The sequence below is a fragment of the Acinetobacter sp. ANC 4654 genome, assembly GCF_002135425.1.
Classification (GTDB): Bacteria; Pseudomonadota; Gammaproteobacteria; order Pseudomonadales; family Moraxellaceae; genus Acinetobacter; species Acinetobacter kyonggiensis.
The window spans coordinates 123837-139987 of sequence record NZ_NEGL01000007.1; the positions used below are offsets into that span (position 1 = coordinate 123837).

General features: G+C 39.5%; 16 protein-coding genes. 11 read left to right on the forward strand and 5 right to left on the reverse strand.

Annotated elements, in window-relative coordinates; genetic code table 11:
• Positions 1–281 precede the first annotated feature (281 nt).
• The 6 genes from dapD to B9T24_RS12230 all read left to right on the forward strand — a co-directional run bounded on the left by dapD (position 282) and on the right by B9T24_RS12230 (position 4303).
• Entirely contained in the window at positions 282–1103 is an 822-nt protein-coding gene (dapD, locus tag B9T24_RS12205) for a 2,3,4,5-tetrahydropyridine-2,6-dicarboxylate N-succinyltransferase (protein ID WP_086166025.1), read from the forward strand.
• Between the two features lie 115 nt (positions 1104–1218).
• The gene (gene queE / locus B9T24_RS12210; RefSeq protein WP_086166026.1) at positions 1219–1929 is read left to right on the forward strand and encodes a 7-carboxy-7-deazaguanine synthase QueE; all 711 of its coding nucleotides are present in this window, start codon (positions 1219–1221) and stop codon (positions 1927–1929) included.
• A 41-nt stretch (positions 1930–1970) separates the two neighbouring features.
• On the forward strand, positions 1971–2642 hold the full coding sequence (gene queC / locus B9T24_RS12215) for a 7-cyano-7-deazaguanine synthase QueC (RefSeq protein ID WP_086166027.1): 672 nt from the start codon (positions 1971–1973) through the stop codon (positions 2640–2642).
• Between the two features lie 13 nt (positions 2643–2655).
• Complete coding sequence (locus tag B9T24_RS12220; RefSeq protein WP_004648362.1) at positions 2656–3075, forward strand: hypothetical protein; 420 nt, start codon at positions 2656–2658, stop codon at positions 3073–3075.
• A gap of 59 nt (positions 3076–3134) precedes the next feature.
• Entirely contained in the window at positions 3135–3827 is a 693-nt protein-coding gene (locus B9T24_RS12225; RefSeq protein ID WP_086166028.1) for a diphthine--ammonia ligase, read from the forward strand.
• 14 nt (positions 3828–3841) lie between these two features.
• On the forward strand, positions 3842–4303 hold the full coding sequence (locus B9T24_RS12230) for a peroxiredoxin (RefSeq protein ID WP_086166029.1): 462 nt from the start codon (positions 3842–3844) through the stop codon (positions 4301–4303).
• An 83-nt stretch (positions 4304–4386) separates the two neighbouring features.
• On the opposite strand, the gene B9T24_RS12235 is transcribed toward B9T24_RS12230, so the two are convergent.
• Positions 4387–4992 (reverse strand): LysE/ArgO family amino acid transporter, encoded by a 606-nt coding sequence (locus tag B9T24_RS12235; RefSeq protein WP_086166030.1) that lies wholly within the window; start codon positions 4990–4992, stop codon positions 4387–4389.
• 142 nt (positions 4993–5134) lie between these two features.
• On the opposite strand from B9T24_RS12235, the gene B9T24_RS12240 reads away from it, so the two are divergent.
• Positions 5135–6040 (forward strand): LysR family transcriptional regulator ArgP, encoded by a 906-nt coding sequence (locus tag B9T24_RS12240; protein ID WP_086166031.1) that lies wholly within the window; start codon positions 5135–5137, stop codon positions 6038–6040.
• 75 nt (positions 6041–6115) lie between these two features.
• Here the strand turns inward: B9T24_RS12240 and B9T24_RS12245 are convergent, their stop codons facing one another.
• Complete coding sequence (locus B9T24_RS12245; protein ID WP_086166032.1) at positions 6116–6685, reverse strand: nicotinate-nicotinamide nucleotide adenylyltransferase; 570 nt, start codon at positions 6683–6685, stop codon at positions 6116–6118.
• A 104-nt stretch (positions 6686–6789) separates the two neighbouring features.
• Here B9T24_RS12245 and B9T24_RS12250 point away from each other — a divergent pair, with 104 nt between their 5' ends.
• Positions 6790–7590, forward strand: coding sequence for an enoyl-CoA hydratase (locus tag B9T24_RS12250; RefSeq protein WP_086166033.1), 801 nt, complete (start codon positions 6790–6792; stop codon positions 7588–7590).
• 107 nt (positions 7591–7697) lie between these two features.
• The gene (locus tag B9T24_RS12255; protein WP_086166034.1) at positions 7698–8456 is read left to right on the forward strand and encodes a nitroreductase family protein; all 759 of its coding nucleotides are present in this window, start codon (positions 7698–7700) and stop codon (positions 8454–8456) included.
• Positions 8457–8723: 267 nt separating this feature from the next.
• On the opposite strand, the gene B9T24_RS12260 is transcribed toward B9T24_RS12255, so the two are convergent.
• Positions 8724–9041, reverse strand: a complete 318-nt coding sequence (locus B9T24_RS12260) for an NGG1p interacting factor NIF3 (protein ID WP_086166035.1) — start codon at positions 9039–9041, stop codon at positions 8724–8726.
• Between the two features lie 57 nt (positions 9042–9098).
• On the opposite strand from B9T24_RS12260, the gene B9T24_RS12265 reads away from it, so the two are divergent.
• Entirely contained in the window at positions 9099–9737 is a 639-nt protein-coding gene (locus tag B9T24_RS12265; RefSeq protein ID WP_086166036.1) for a hypothetical protein, read from the forward strand.
• Between the two features lie 163 nt (positions 9738–9900).
• Here B9T24_RS12265 and B9T24_RS17315 read toward each other — a convergent pair whose 3' ends face one another.
• Both B9T24_RS17315 and purL read right to left on the reverse strand, forming a co-directional pair.
• The gene (locus tag B9T24_RS17315) at positions 9901–10017 is read right to left on the reverse strand and encodes a KGW motif small protein (protein WP_265103317.1); all 117 of its coding nucleotides are present in this window, start codon (positions 10015–10017) and stop codon (positions 9901–9903) included.
• A gap of 230 nt (positions 10018–10247) precedes the next feature.
• Positions 10248–14078, reverse strand: a complete 3831-nt coding sequence (purL, locus tag B9T24_RS12270) for a phosphoribosylformylglycinamidine synthase (protein ID WP_086166037.1) — start codon at positions 14076–14078, stop codon at positions 10248–10250.
• Positions 14079–14730: 652 nt separating this feature from the next.
• Between purL and B9T24_RS12275 the strand changes: the two genes are divergently transcribed.
• Positions 14731–16071, forward strand: coding sequence for a deoxyguanosinetriphosphate triphosphohydrolase (locus tag B9T24_RS12275; protein WP_086166038.1), 1341 nt, complete (start codon positions 14731–14733; stop codon positions 16069–16071).
• Positions 16072–16151: the final 80 nt, after the last annotated feature.

A 16151-nucleotide genomic window follows, 5' to 3' on the forward strand; every position in this document is an offset into this window, starting at 1 on the left:
TCCTTAAAAAGTTATTTTCATCATTAATCATGTTTTCTATATCTGGACTATAAAATAAAAATCGCTTAACTTTTATTCTAATTTTGCTGATTTTTTGTTATTTTTTGATACAATTCATTTTTGATTATTAATTTTTTATTGTTCATTAAATAATCTGTGTTTCCTTTTTTATATCACTCCATTCACCTTTAATAATTAATTCCGATCTAAAGCGACTTTTTCATCTATTCTTGTCTCAATATAGTGTAAAATCTTGAAAATTTTTTTGGAAATGGAAGATCATGTCTCAGCTTTCAACAATCATTGAACAAGCTTTTGAAGATCGTGCAAATTTCACAGCAGCAAATTGCGCTGTAGAAATTCGTAACGCTGTAGAAGAAGCTATTGCTGGCCTAGATAACGGCACACTTCGTGTAGCTGAAAAAATCGATGGTGAATGGATTGTTCATCAATGGCTTAAAAAAGCAGTTTTGTTATCTTTCAAATTGAACGACAACAAACCAATCGAGTCTGGTGATCTTCGTTTCTATGACAAAGTAGACACTAAATTTAAAGGCTGGACTGAAGCACAATTTCAAGCCGCTGGCGTACGTGTAGTACCGCCTGCTGTTGCTCGTAAAGGCAGCTTCCAAGCTAAAAATGTGGTATTGATGCCATCTTATGTAAACATTGGTGCCTACGTTGACGAAGGTACAATGGTTGATACATGGGCAACTGTCGGTTCGTGTGCACAAATTGGTAAAAATGTACATTTATCGGGTGGCGTAGGTATTGGTGGTGTTCTTGAGCCATTACAAGCAAACCCAACGATTATTGAAGACAACTGTTTCATCGGTGCACGCTCTGAAATCGTTGAAGGCGTGATCGTTGAAGAAGGTTCAGTGATTTCAATGGGTGTATTCATTGGTCAATCAACCAAAATTTATGACCGCGCAACTGGCGAAGTTCATTATGGTCGCGTACCTGCGGGTTCGGTTGTTGTTGCGGGTAGCCTACCTTCTAAATGCGGTACTTACAGCTTATATGCTGCAATCATCGTGAAAAAAGTAGATGCGCAAACACGTTCTAAAACAAGCTTGAACGATTTATTACGCGACGAATAATTTTTTTATTTATTGTCGTGCGGAGCGATCGCTCCTCATCTCTACGGTCAGACATGAGCGTAGAGATTTTTGTTTTTTGTACTCTCTCATTTGTTTGGTGTGGTAATTTCTTGTTATGAATACTCTTCGATCTTCTACTATTCCTGTTTCTGATCCGTCTGCGGGTTTACGTATCACGGAGATTTTCTATTCATTACAAGGTGAAGCGAATGCTGCGGGCTTACCGACAGTTTTTATTCGTTTAACTGGTTGTCCTTTACGTTGTACTTATTGTGATACTACCTATTCTTTTGAAGGTGGTGAGCGTCAATCTTTAGAGCAGATTATTCAAACAACGCTCAATTTTAAAACCCCTTATATCTGTGTGACTGGCGGTGAACCGCTTGCTCAACCCAATGCTCTTCCTTTAATGACACGCCTTACCGATTTGGGCTGCGAAGTGTCTCTTGAAACCAGTGGTGCTTTAGATGTCTCTAAAGTTGATCCGCGTGTTTCTAAAGTGCTTGATTTAAAAACACCCACCTCGGGTGAAGAAAAAAGAAATTTACTCAGTAATTTGGATCATTTAACTCAGCATGATCAAATCAAATTTGTGATTTGTAATCGCGAAGATTATGAATGGTCAAAACAGCAAGTTGAGCAGTATCAATTGGTGGATAAAGTGAGCACTGTTTGGTTCTCTCCTGCCTTTGCCGTTGAGAAAGGTAATGTTCGTTTACCGCAACTTGCGCGTGATTTAGCACAATGGATTTTAGAAGACCATCTCCCTGTTCGCTTCCAATTGCAATTACACAAATTGCTTTGGAATGATGAAACTGGTCGTTAATTTAGTTCTGTTCTTAAATACATCTATTTGGAGATTTTAATATGCGCCCTCGTGCCATAGTTTTGTTATCTGGCGGCTTAGACTCAACGACTTGTTTGGCTTGGGCGCAAGCACGTTATGAATGTATTGCCATCAGCTTTATGTATGGTCAACGTTCGACCACTGAACTTGATGCTGCTCGTGCATTAACCCAACGCGCTGGTGTAGAGCATCGTGTCATTAATATTGATTTAGGTAACTTAGGTGGCTCTGCTTTAACAGACTTAAGCATTGATATCCCTGAACAGGAACAAGTGGGTATTCCTGTAACTTATGTTCCAGCACGTAACACCATTTTTCTTTCCTACGCACTCGCTGCCGCGGAAGTTTTTGGTGCAGAAGCAATTATCATTGGCATCAATGCCGTTGATTATTCAGGCTATCCAGACTGTCGCCCTGAATTTATTGATGCTTTTGCAACCATGGCACGCCTTGCCACTAAAGTTGGCGTGGAAGGAAAACCTCTTAAATTTGAAACACCTTTGTTACATTTATCCAAAGCAAATATCATTCGCTTAGGTATAGAACATGGCGTAGACTATAGCCAAACAGTGTCATGCTACCAAGCAGACGACCTAGGGCGTGCTTGTGGCAAGTGTGATAGCTGCCGCTTACGTAAGCAAGGTTTTGTTGATGCAGGTATCACAGATCCAACACGTTATATACCGTCTTAACAAGGTACAGTTTATGAAAAATTTGAAATCAAACATTATTCTTTCTACATTCGTTTCTGCTGTTGCAATGATGGCAACTGCTTCTCATGCTGCTGAAGCAAACAAACTTCAAGAAGCATATAAAAGCACCAATGTAAAATCGGCTTTAATTAATGTTTGTAAAGATGAAACCGGTAAAAGTAAAAAATTATCAGCGGCAGAAGTCAGTAAATACTGTACTTGTGCGGTTGAAGCTGACGGTAAATTAACCAATGCGCAAAAATGGGAAATCCAAAGTACCATTAACCAAAAGAAAAGCCCTGCCACTTTAGCTTTTGTCCAAAAGCAAAATAAAGATCTACAGACGTGTTTTGGCCCACAATTGACCAGCAAGCTTAAAAGCTTAACTGAAGAAGCAATGAAAGCTGCACAGGCTGCTCAAGCTAAAAAATAAGTTGATTTAAATACCACGAAAAGCCTGCTATTGCAGGCTTTTTTAGCTATGGATAATGTATGCAACAGCAATGGAAAACCAACGCCACCCAACAAAAATTCATCGTATCTTATAGCGGTGGCAAAGATAGCACCCTCGCCTTGTATCACGCGATGCAGGTCGGTAAAGCTATTGGCTTAATTGTGATGCTTGAAGAACAAGGACTACGTTCACGTTCGCATGCCATGAACATGGATATCATTCAAGCACAAGCCAATGCCTTAGATTTACCCATCATTACTGCATCTTCAAGTTGGAATGACTATGAGACTGAATTTCTAAAATTGTTAGCAAATGCCAAACAGCAAGGTGCAGAGGTTTTAGTCACAGGTGATTTAGATATGCCTGAACATGGTTGTTGGCATGATCGTATTACTCAACAAGCCGAGCTTAAACTCTGTATGCCACTTTGGCAACGTCCACATCGGGAAGTGATTGAAGAATTCATTCAGCTTGGTTTTAAGACCATGATTGTGACTGTTAATCTTAACTTGGGCATGAAAGTTGATGATTTAGGCAAAATTTTAACTCTGGATTATATTCAAGAATTAGAAAATCGAGGCATTGATCCTTGTGGTGAAGGCGGTGAATTTCACAGCACCGTAATTGATGGGCCTTTATTTACAGCACCAATTGCCGTACGCAAAGGTGATATTCTATATCATGAAAATTATGCCTTTTTAGCACTCGAATTAGAAAGCAATTCATTTTAATCAAGGATTAAAGCATGACTGAAAATATTCAATTGCCAAACCAAGACTTCCCGACAACCACTGGCGAAGTTAACTTATCGACCCTTCCATCAGAATGGCTGATTGTGTATTTTTATCCAAAAGATTCAACGCCGGGTTGTACGACGCAAGCAGTCGATTTTTCTGCTCTGAAAGATCAATTTGAAGCGTTAAATACCACAATTATAGGTATTTCACGTGATTCGGTAAAAGCACATCAAAACTTCACTGAAAAGCAATCGCTGAGCATTAATTTGATTAGTGATAAAGAAGAAGTTCTCTGTAAACACTTTGATGTCATTAAAGAAAAAAATATGTATGGTAAAAAAGTGATGGGCATTGAGCGCTCAACCTTCATTTTCCATAATGGCAAACTGGTCAAAGCATACCGCAAAGTCAAAGCAGCGGGTCATGCAGAACAAGTCTTGCAAGATTTAAAAGTTTTACAAGCCATTTAAATATCGCAGCTAAAAGCCTAAACTCGTTTTGGGCTTTTTTGCCTTTAGGTAGCCATCATTTAGGTAGTCATTATTAAAGAAATTTAGGTAGTCATCATTAAAGAAATTGCGATGCTCCACATAGTCAGTGCAATAACAACATCTAACACTTTCCATGCTTGAGGATTTGCAAAGATCGGAATTAACACTCGAGCACCATAACCCAAACTAAAAAAGAATAACCAAGAAGCGGTGATTACTCCCAAAGCAAAATATAGTTTGGTTTGCTCAAATTGAGTCGAAATAGAGCCAATTAAAACCACCGTATCTAAATAGACATGTGGGTTTAACCAAGTTAAAGCCAGACACACCATAATAATTTTACTCAATTGCATGTCATTCTGCGAACCAGCATGCAATGATTGATTCGAGTTAAAGGCTTGCCTAGCATGTTGTAATCCATACCACAATAAAAATACAGCTCCAGCCCATTTAGCAAAACCAACAAGCTCCGGATAAACCTGTATCATGGTCGCAAAACCCGTGATCCCCAGCACAACTAGAATAGAATCGGAAAGTGCACAGACAAAGCAAACCCAGAACACGGCTTGTTTCTTTAAACCTTGTTTTAGTACAAATGCATTTTGCGCGCCAATAGCGACAATAAGACTTAAACCTATTGCAAAACCTTGTAGATAAGTATGTAGCATCCACTTTTTCCATGCTCATTTGACTGAAATGCATTATCGATGCTTTTACATAAAACTAAATATAATTAAGAAAATATCAATTTAACTAAATTATTTTTAGTTTATAGTCATGACTACAAATGAAAAGAATGAAGTAAAAGTTATGCTGAACAATAAACAATGTGATGCTTTTCTGGCCGTCGCAGAAATGGGGAGCTTTGATTTAGCAGCGGAACGCTTATGTATTACAGCATCTGCGGTGACTTTACGCGTGCAAAGTCTTGAAAAAACCTTAGGACATTTGCTGATTGTACGTGAACGTCCATGCCGCGTGACGCAAGCGGGTCAGTCTTTATTACATTACTTGCAACATACACGACGACTCGAACAAAACCTGCTGCAAGACTTAACTGGACAAAGCAACGAGTCCCCTTTTTATCAACTCAATATTGCAACAAATGATGATTCTTTGGCGACTTGGCTGTTCAGTGCTGTTCAAGAAACACTATTACGCGAAAAAATTGTGGTGCATTTGAAAGTAGATGATCAGGCGCATACCCATCATTTGTTAGAAGCGGGTCTGGTCAGTGCTTGTATTTCGACTGAACAACATGCCATGAAAGGCTGCTTAGCCATCCGATTAGGCTCAATGCGCTATAGAATGGTTGCAACCCCTGAGTTTACAAGACAGTGGTTCCCTCAAGGCTTACATCGTAATGCCTTAAAAATAGCACCTGCCGTCATTTATAATGATAAAGATCATATTCATACCGACATTATCTTGGCGCGTTATGGTTTGAACATCGACAACTATCCGCACCACTACATTCCCTCTTCAACTGCCTTTGTTGAAGCCATTGCTTATGGATTAGGTTTTGGAATGGTGCCTGATTATCAAATTGGGCAACGCTTACTTACAGGCGAATGGGTTGAAATTTTACCAGAGGCACAAACGGATATTCAGTTGTATTGGCATCATTGGAAACAACAATCCAAGCCTTTACAACAACTCACTCACGATATTTTAGAAAAAGCACCCAACTATATGAACCAACAATTTGATCAATAACCCAATTTTTAATTGAGTTATGCAAATTTTAGATCGAAGCCATATTTTCAACTTTCGAGATAACGAGAACTTAGCTTATTCAAGATTGCTTTTATCTTGTGTCAGGTATTTGTGCTGCAATTGTTGGTAAGTCGCTGTCTGCTGAAATTTGTGTAAAAACTCACTGGTTCCGAGTGGGAAAGCAGATTCGACTATTTCCCCACGATAATAGGCTTCACGCAGTGGAGTCGCTGAAATGGCATCTTTTAGACTATCCAGTTCAACCATCTCCCATTCTGGAAAAAGTTGAAGATAATAGGAAGATTCATCCTTAAAATGACCAATTAAACCGACTTTATCTTCAAGATTAACAGCATCTTCGACAAGCGATGTCACCAATTTCTGCCATTTTTTATCATCATAAACATCAATAACATACACAAACTTAATTCGCTGTTGATCTGCTGCTGAAAAGTTAGATAAAATCATTTGTTCACGTTCATTTGCACTGAACGGATTTTTAATATTGCGTTCATTTTGCGCTGAACCCAGTGCCAAAAGTACACACTGACTTTGCTGCAAGGCAATTTTAATGGTTTGCATATGTGCCAAATGAAAAGGCTGAAAACGACCAATAAAAACGAGATAATCAAAGGTATAATTCATAAGGGATCAAATTTTTTATGACTCATGAGTTGTGCCACTCAAATCAATTTACGACATAATAAACGCCATAAAATTAAATTAAGTTTTAAAGCAAGGATAGTACGATGACACTTAGTTGTATTCAACAACCTCATGAACATTTGGATGCGAATTTAGAAAATGGCGTACTGACTTTAGCCATTAATCGACCAAAAGCAAAAAATGCCTTATATGGCGAACTTTATTTATGGATTGCCAAAGCCTTAGATGAAGCCGATCAAGATAAAGAAGTTCGCGTGGTGATTTTACGTGGTGCTGATGCCGATTTCAGTGCCGGTAATGACATGCAGGACTTCATGCAGTTTATTCAAACGCCACTGGCAGGTAAAGCAGGTGATGCACCGCCTTTTGTCGTATTAAAATCTGCTGCGAAATTCTCTAAACCTTTAATTTGTGCCGTTCGTGGTGTTGCGATTGGTATTGGCGTCACGATTCTATTACATGCCGATTTGGTCTATAGCGACAACACTGCCCTATTCCAAATCCCATTTGTAAGTCTGGGTCTGTCTCCTGAAGGTGCTTCAAGCAAATTACTCATTCAACAAGCCGGCTACCACAAAGCTGCTGAGCTTCTGTTCACTGCACAAAAATTTAACAGTGAAAAAGCCTTAAATGCAGGTTTGGTGAATAGCATTGAAGATGATGTTTATGCGCATGCATTGAAACAAGCACAAACTTTAGCAGCACTACCATTGGCTTCTATTAAGCAAACCAAAGCTTTAATGAAACATAATTTACAAGAAATTTTAGACTGTGTAGATGATGAAGCTGTCATCTTTATGCAGCGCGTTTCTTCACCTGAAATGGCTGAAGCCGTGGCTGCATTTATGCAAAAGCGTAAACCTGACTTTGCTCAATTTAACTAAATTTAAGCACTTAAAAATTAAAAACCACTTAGTGATTTAGATTGCTAAGTGGTTTTATACTTTCAATCATTCCATTTTCTTCAATACATTCATATTAGGCGAACATTATGTCTCAGAATAACGCTGAAAAAAAACGCTATTACGAACCTGCACCGCAGGATATTGATGTCGAAAACTTTAAAAAGGTCATTACAAGTCGTCGTTCGGTACGTAAATTTACCGACAAAGCCATTCCTGCGGAAGTGTTAGATGACTGCTTAGACTTGGCTTTACTTGCACCAAATTCCTCCAACTTACAGCCGTGGACATTTTATGTGGTGCAATCGGCAGCGAAGAAAAAACAATTGGTCAAAGCCTGTTTGAATCAATTGGCTGCAAAAACGGCTTCGGAATTAATTGTTTGTGTGGCACGTACCGACCGTGTGGATGAAATGGCAAAAATGAACATTACTGAGTTTCCTTTCCCAGAAGCGCCTGCAACGGTACAAAAGTATTATCGTTTTATTCCCTATAACTATAAAACGGGTTACTTCAATGCGCTTGGTAACTTTAAGAAAGTGGCTTTCAAAGTCGCACGTCAGTTTGACAAGCAACTGCCTGTAACGGCATTCAATCCAGCAGATGCCAAACTTTGGGCCAGTAAAACCACAGCTTTAGCCTGTGAAAACCTTGTACTGGCTTTACGTGCTTATGGTTTTGACAGTTGTATGATGGAAGGTTTTGATGAACCTTTAGTATGCAAAATTTTAAACTTGAATAACCAACAATACCCAGTCATGGTGATTGCTGCGGGTGAACGTGCAGTTGATGGTGTGTTTTTTCCGCAATACCGTTTTAACCGTGAGCTGTTTATTCAGAAGGTTTAAATTTCATAAAAATAAGCCGATAACAGCCATTCGATACGCGGTAAAGTCATCAGCAACTGTTCGAGGCATGAGGTGTATACACCGCAAGATTGGAAAAGTAAAGTTTCTGTGATCAATTTAATCAAAAGTTGGACTCTGCCGAGTTTTGCTGATGACAATGGTTTTGCCTACTTTTCCCGAAATGAGAAATATATTTCGCAAGGTAGGTCGAACCGAAGGTTAAAACCTACTTTAAATTCATAACGAGAAGACTCCGCCATGAACTTTTTAGTATTTAACATCAACCATTTGAATAAACTCAAAAGCTGGCTCTTCATACGGATGACTTACTTTCAAAGCTTTTGCGACAGCAGGTGCTTTATCTTCAGAAACAATCGTTTCGACACGCCATTCAGGAACTTGTTCTAAAACATCTAACTTACCAATAAACGGATTCGCGCCCTTTACAGGTTTAAATTGCCCTGTACCTAAAACTTGCCAAGCACAATGCTCATAATTACCTATACCACCTGCCCCTGCTTCAAAAATGGCAAGTTTAGTGGATTCAAGATGGGATTCGGGAACGTAGTAGATCAGTTTAAGCATTTCTATTTTTTGAGCATTTGATTAATATCAAATCAATCATAATTATCGGTCATAACAATGTCTAATAATAAACTTGCAAGTGAATTGGTATTAACGGCTACTGAAAATTTAGCAGATGAATTTCTATTTAAAACAGCAAACACATTTTTAGAAGATGCCATTAAGTCTATTCCTTTTGCCTCCCTTATTACGGGTTCAATTGAAACCTACTCCAGATTCCGAACATTAAAAGAGCAAAGACAACTTTTAGCCTTCATACAAGAAGCTGAAAATATAAATCAAGGATTCATTGAGAAATTCTTTAAAGATAAAAACAATACTCAGTTAGGCTTTGAAATTTTAGGAGTTCTAGATCAGACATATTTAAAACAACAAGCAAAAATGATTGGTCGTGTCACATTACTATTCAAAGATGGAAAAATACCTAAGCAAGATTTTGATAAATATACATATATTATTACTAAGTTAAATAATCATTTAATAACTCTTATCAGCAAGTTATATGCTGAATATTCTATAAATTCTCCCCAGTCCATCATAAGCATCCCTCTACCCAATATGGATCTAATTAGCTTTGGATTTATTCACAAATTAGCAGAAGGATCATGGTTTGAGGAGGCTCAAAATGCTACTCCTTATGACTATAAAATTCATGATGACTATTTCTATTTTTACGAAAATATCTTCAAAGACTAAATTAAATCACATGCCCTGCAACATTAGACTGTGGGGCAAGGATGCTCCATCAGTCTAACAAAGCATTTTTATTCCCTTGCAGAATATATTCTTGATGCATCAAAAATAAGGCTAAATCAAATATTAAACCACAAAAGAAAACCACCTTTCGGTGGCTTTTCTTTTACATCTGTAAGGCATAACCTAAAATCAGAAATATCAATTGCAAACTCACAACCACCACAAATAGCTTCCAGCCTTTCTTACGCAACGCTGTTTTATCAACGCTCGTATATGTCATCGTTTTTAGCATTGTGTCACCTCACTTCGAGATTCAATCCTGAACTTATATTGGGTTCACCATTTTTGATTTATATTGCATCATCATTGCGCATAAAACATACAAAACGTATTCCACTCCAATATAAAAGCAAAATCCAAACCAAGTCCAGCAGGAAAATTTAAAATTTGAAAAAAAATACAACAAAATAAAAAAGCCACCCGAAGGTGGCTTTAAGAATTTACTTCAGATTAACCAATAAACTTACGTGCATTACGGAACATACGTAACCATGCACCATCTTCAGTCCATTCTTCAGGTTTCCAAGAATGCTGAACTGCACGGAAGTTACGTTCAGGGTGCGGCATCATAATTGTTGCACGACCATCAGTAGACGTTACGCCTGTAATCGCTTCTGGTGAACCATTCGGGTTCAATGGATAGTGCTGTGTTGCATTACCGAAGCTATCTACATAACGTAGGCTGACTTGGTTGCCTGCATTTAAAGCAGCAATGTTCTCGCTACTTGCAACGACACGACCTTCACCATGCGCAATTGCGATTGGTAAAATCGAACCTTCCATACCCTCTAACAAAACAGAGTTTGATTTTTCAATACGGATATTTGCCACACGCGCTTCAAACATTTCTGAAGTATTACGGTGGAAACGTGGCCAATTATCAGCACCCGGAATAAGTGGAGCCAATTGCGATAGCATTTGACAACCATTACACACACCTAAAGAGAAGGTTCCATCGCGATTAAAGAATTTCTCAAATTGGTCACGAAGTTTAGGGTTAAATAGAACAGACTTCGCCCAACCGCCCCCTGCACCCATAACGTCACCGTAAGAGAAACCACCGCACGTTGCCAAACCTTCAAAATCATCCAGATCAACACGACCCGCAATCAAATCACTCATGTGAACGTCAACAGTATTGAAGCCCACTTTGTCGAATGCCGCTGCCATTTCGATATGACCATTGACACCTTGTTCACGTAAAATGGCCATACTTGGACGACGTGAATTGATATACGGCGCTTCAACAGGTTCATTTAAGTCAAATGTTGGTAATGCGATAATGCCTTTGTGTTTTTTGTTGGCAATCAAGCTATATTCTTGATCTGCTGTTTCAACATTGTCACGTAAGCGTTGGATTTGATGCGATACTTCAGTCCATGCTTGTTGTAAATCAGCACGGTCTAAGTTCAAACCATTAACCGTTAAAGTATCCGTTGTATTGACTGTACCCACTACTGCAATTGCATCTTTCAATGTCGATGCTGCAACTTCTGCTTCAAGTGATGCCCAATCAGACGCGCTGATTTGAAGTACTGCACCAATTTCTTCAGCAAATAAACTGTCTGTAGATTGATCTTGTAGTGCTACACCCAAACGTGATGCAAACATCATTTCTGCAACAGTTGCGAGTAAACCACCATCACCGATGTCATGGTAAGCCTTGATTAAACCACGGTTGTTCCAGTCTTGAACCAATGCAAAGAATGCTTTGAACTCATCGAAGCTATCAACATCTGGTGTGATTGAACCAATCGCTTTATACACTTGCGCAAGGATCGAACCACCAAGGCGGAATTGACCTTTAGACAAGTCGATACGAACCAATACTGAATCTTCATTTTTCAATTCAGGTGTCAATGTTTTACGCACATCACCGACTGGTGCAAATGCGGTGATCACACCGGTCATTGGTGAAGTCACTGATTTGTCGATGCCTTCATCGTTCCACGTGGTACGCATAGACAATGAGTCTTTACCGACTGGAATTGCAATTCCAAGTGCAGGACACATTTCCATACCAATGGCTTTAACACCTTCAAACAAGGCTTGATCTTCACCTGTTTGACCAGCAGCAGCCATCCAGTTCGCAGACAATTTAATGTCGCTGATCTGTTCGATGTTGGCACACATAATGTTAGATATTGCTTCAGCCACAGCCAAACGTGCAGACGCAGCAGGATTTAACAATGCAACAGGAGGACGTTCACCCATTGCCATGGCTTCACCCGTGAAGCCCACTAAACTTGTGGTTGTTACCGCAGCATCTGCTACAGGAACTTGCCAACGACCCACCATTTGGTCACGTGCAACCATACCAGTAATTGAACGGTCACCAATGGTAATCAGGAACGATTTAGACGCAACCGTTGGATTTTTAAGAACACGATAGATCGCTTCTTTCAAATCAACTTTTGATGCATCAAAGTCATCACCTTGACGTTCAATTGATTCAAAAGAACGGCTCATGCGAGGTGTACCACCCAGCATGACTTGCATTGGCATATCCACAGCTTTGTTATCAAACAATGGATCTTCAACAGTTAAGTGACGCGCTTCAGTCGCTTCACCCAACACAGCAAACGGACAACGTTCACGTGCACAGATCGATTCAAATAATGCCAAAGAACTTGGACGAATTGCCAATACATAACGTTCTTGCGCTTCGTTTGACCAGATCTCCATTGGAGACATACCCGACTCTAATGAAGGAATCTTACGAAGATTTAACACTGCACCGAGTTCGTGATCATTCACAAGCTCAGGCATTGCATTGGAAACACCACCTGCACCCACGTCATGTACAGAAACGATTGGGTTGGCATCTTCAAAGCGCCAGCAGGTATCAATCACTTCTTGGCAACGGCGTTCCATTTCTGGGTTTTCACGTTGTACTGAAGCAAAATCTAGGTTTTCACCCAATTTACCACTGTCTACAGAAGATGCTGCACCACCACCTAAACCAATCAGCATTGCAGGGCCACCCAACACGATGAGCAAGTCACCCGGTTGGATTGCATCTTTTTCAACATGGTCAGGACGAATGTTACCGTAACCACCAGCGATCATAATCGGCTTGTGGAAACCTTTAACGTCACCATTTACATTTTGTTCAAAAGTACGGAAGTAACCATTTAACGCAGGACGACCAAATTCATTATTGAATGCAGCGCCACCCAGTGGACCTTCAATCATAATTTGCAACGGAGATGCCATACGAGATGGTTTACCGTAGTTGTCTTCCCACGGTTGTTCAAAGCCCGGAATATTTAGGTTAGACGTAGTAAATGCCGTTAAACCTGCTTTAGGTTTACCACCACGACCTGTTGCACCTTCGTCACGAATTTCACCGCCCGAACCCGTCGCTGCACCTGCAAATGGCGCAATTGCTGTAGGATGGTTATGGGTTTCCACTTTCATTAAAATGTGAGCAGCTTGGCTCTTATATTTATAAACGTAGTGACCATTTTCATCTGGTTTTGGATAAAAACGTTGTGTGTCATAACCCACGATAACAGAAGCGTTGTCTTTATATGCTGACAAAACATCTGTAGGAGATTCTTTATAGGTGTTCTTAATCATTTGGAACAATGATAAAGGTTGTTTTTCACCATCAATGGTCCATTCAGAACCAAAAATTTTATGACGACAATGCTCTGAGTTCGCTTGTGCAAACATCATGAGTTCGATGTCATGGGGGTTACGACCCATTTTGGTAAATGCTGCGGTTAAATAATCAACTTCTTCATCAGAAAGTGCAAAACCAAATTCAGAATTGGCTTTAACCAATGCTTCTTTGCCTTGACCTAAAATATCGATTGAATTGAGCGGTTTTGGCTCAGTTTCAGAAAATAATGCAGCAGCATCATCAATTTGATTGAACACGCTTTCGGTCATGCGGTCATGTAACGCAAGTTTCACTTCAGCAGATATTTCAGAAACACCTTTTAAAGTAAACAAAACACCGCGTTCAAGGCGGTGTACAGGTGTATTACAGTTGGCAAAAATATCCGTTGCCTTAGACGACCACGGAGAGATCGTACCTAAACGCGGTGTGACAAGAATTTGAATTTCATCACTTTCGGCTTGGCGAACTTCAAAAGAAGCACCGTCATTTAATAGTTGTAATGCAGATTGATGCTGCTGCTCGTTGAGCGCTTGATCAAACAGATAAATCCATTGACTTTCAATTGATTGAACAGAACTCATTGACGTTAAACGATTTAAGAGTTGAGTTTTCTTAAAAGAAGAGTGTGCTTGCGCACCGGCCACGATAAACATGCTGATTTTGGCTCCACGGGCAGGTCTTTTGGACCATACCGCCAATGTGACTTAGAGAGAGCGCATATTCTACTTCGTATTGACCAAATCAGCTAGATAGAAATTCACGAATGTGCCGTCTATTCAAGCAAGATCTATTAAGAATACTTTAATTTTCAGCTAAAAATTTTGAATTTTCCTTATATCCGATCCACAAATATCTTGTTTCTAAATATTATTTAACATACTTCGGGCCATTGTGAAGCGCATATTTCTAGTAAATAGACAACGTGTATAAATCAAAAAATGTTCAATATTCGATTTTTAAAAATCAACACTGCCTCATTTGATTGATTCAGTTTTTATGCCTTTTCGTAGGCAGTATCTCTACTTTTGAGAGGTCAAAAGTAGACAAAAACCTTTTGTTTCCCATACACGACATCCTTGTCGTGATGGGAAACGTGTGGCATCCATGCCACATCCATGAATCCAACACCTGCTAAAATTTATTTTTAATTTTAGCTTTGCTAACCACATAAAAATCTAAATAAATGCGAATTAAAAGCATCTTCAAAAAACACGACAAGATATAAGACAAATCATGTCGCCCTGCTCTAGTGCTTTTTTTAGTTTTTTGGCATGATGCTGATAAGCGATAACTGAATAATGATAAATGACTCAAATGCGTTGGCTTGAACTACTTTCAACAGTTCGTATTGGTAGCAAAAAACAAAGTACAGAACAGGCACGTAGCCCATTTCATAAAGATTATGACCGCATTATTTTTTCACAAAGTTTTCGACAATTGAATCGTAAAACTCAAGTTCACCCGCTGACACAACACGATGGTATTCATACCCGCTTAACCCACTCGCTTGAAGTGTCCTGTATTGGTCGCTCTTTGGGCATGTTGGCCGCTGAAAAAATCAAAGATCAACTGCCGGTATGGATTTCCCCTGCCGATGTTGGCGCGATTATTCAAGCGGCTTGCCTCGCGCATGATATTGGTAATCCACCTTTTGGACATGCTGGTGAATATGCGATTCGTGAATGGTTCGATGATGCTTCGCACGGTAACTTTCTAGAAAAACTCACAGCAGAAGAACAAGCCGATGTACGCCAATTTGAAGGCAATGCACAAGGTTTACGTCTACTGACTAAAATTGATTATCATCCCAATGATGGCGGTATGCGCCTGACTTACGCAACATTAGGGGCTTACTTAAAGTACCCTTGGTTATCTAAAACCATTGCATCTCAAGGCAATCGCCCTGCCAGTCAGCGAGCAAAATTTGGCTGTTATCAATCAGAAAAGGACATTCTAAAACAGATTGCGGAACAACTCGGTTTAATTCAACTGGGCGAATACCACTACTGCCGTCATCCTTTAACTTACCTTTTGGAAGCCGCAGATGACATCTGTTATGCCCTGATTGACCTTGAAGATGGCATTATTTTAAATATGCTGTCTTATGAAGAAGTAGAGCCTATTTTTCTTGATTTGATTGCAGACTATGGCAAACCATCAGAACTTTCGCTACCTAACACAACATGGCAACAAAAAATTGCCGCTTTGCGGGGTCGTGTAATGAAACGTCTGGTCGATGAAGTCACCACAGCCTTTGCTAAACATCACTTTGAAATTTTATCCGGTCAGCTCAAAGGCAGCTTATTACAATATTGTTCTGAAGATATTGAACGCGGGATTGAACGGGCAAAGAACTTAGCCCGCGATAAAATTTTTGAACATCCACAAAAAGCAGGGTTAGAGATTATTGCCCATCAAAGTTTGCAAAATATTTTGGATGCCTTTATTCCCCTAACCACACCACACAAAACCCTGAGTTTCAAAGAACAACGCTTAATGTCGATGCTACAACATGCAGGTGTGACTTTTGAAAGCAATCATTATGAAAACATTATGCAGGTACTGGATATTATATCGAAGTTTTCCGATCATCAGGCCTATAACTTGTCACAAGAACTTCAAGGCAATAAAGCGGGTTTAATCTAAGCATTTAAAATAATGCAGCTTCATTGAATACTTTTGCTGATCATTTCAGCAAAAAAATGACCGAGCATTTTGCCTTTATG

Coding starts and splice junctions, on each gene's coding strand:
- B9T24_RS12220 (WP_004648362.1), top strand. CDS start 2,656: ATGAAAAATTTGAAATCAAACATTATTCTTTCTACATTCGTTTCTGCT.
- B9T24_RS12275 (WP_086166038.1), top strand. CDS start 14,731: ATGACTCAAATGCGTTGGCTTGAACTACTTTCAACAGTTCGTATTGGT.
- B9T24_RS12230 (WP_086166029.1), top strand. CDS start 3,842: ATGACTGAAAATATTCAATTGCCAAACCAAGACTTCCCGACAACCACT.
- queC (WP_086166027.1), top strand. CDS start 1,971: ATGCGCCCTCGTGCCATAGTTTTGTTATCTGGCGGCTTAGACTCAACG.
- B9T24_RS17315 (WP_265103317.1), bottom strand. CDS start 10,017: ATGACATATACGAGCGTTGATAAAACAGCGTTGCGTAAGAAAGGCTGG.
- B9T24_RS12235 (WP_086166030.1), bottom strand. CDS start 4,992: ATGCTACATACTTATCTACAAGGTTTTGCAATAGGTTTAAGTCTTATT.
- B9T24_RS12260 (WP_086166035.1), bottom strand. CDS start 9,041: ATGCTTAAACTGATCTACTACGTTCCCGAATCCCATCTTGAATCCACT.
- B9T24_RS12250 (WP_086166033.1), top strand. CDS start 6,790: ATGACACTTAGTTGTATTCAACAACCTCATGAACATTTGGATGCGAAT.
- B9T24_RS12255 (WP_086166034.1), top strand. CDS start 7,698: ATGTCTCAGAATAACGCTGAAAAAAAACGCTATTACGAACCTGCACCG.
- queE (WP_086166026.1), top strand. CDS start 1,219: ATGAATACTCTTCGATCTTCTACTATTCCTGTTTCTGATCCGTCTGCG.
- B9T24_RS12240 (WP_086166031.1), top strand. CDS start 5,135: ATGCTGAACAATAAACAATGTGATGCTTTTCTGGCCGTCGCAGAAATG.
- B9T24_RS12245 (WP_086166032.1), bottom strand. CDS start 6,685: ATGAATTATACCTTTGATTATCTCGTTTTTATTGGTCGTTTTCAGCCT.
- B9T24_RS12225 (WP_086166028.1), top strand. CDS start 3,135: ATGCAACAGCAATGGAAAACCAACGCCACCCAACAAAAATTCATCGTA.
- purL (WP_086166037.1), bottom strand. CDS start 14,078: ATGTTTATCGTGGCCGGTGCGCAAGCACACTCTTCTTTTAAGAAAACT.
- B9T24_RS12265 (WP_086166036.1), top strand. CDS start 9,099: ATGTCTAATAATAAACTTGCAAGTGAATTGGTATTAACGGCTACTGAA.
- dapD (WP_086166025.1), top strand. CDS start 282: ATGTCTCAGCTTTCAACAATCATTGAACAAGCTTTTGAAGATCGTGCA.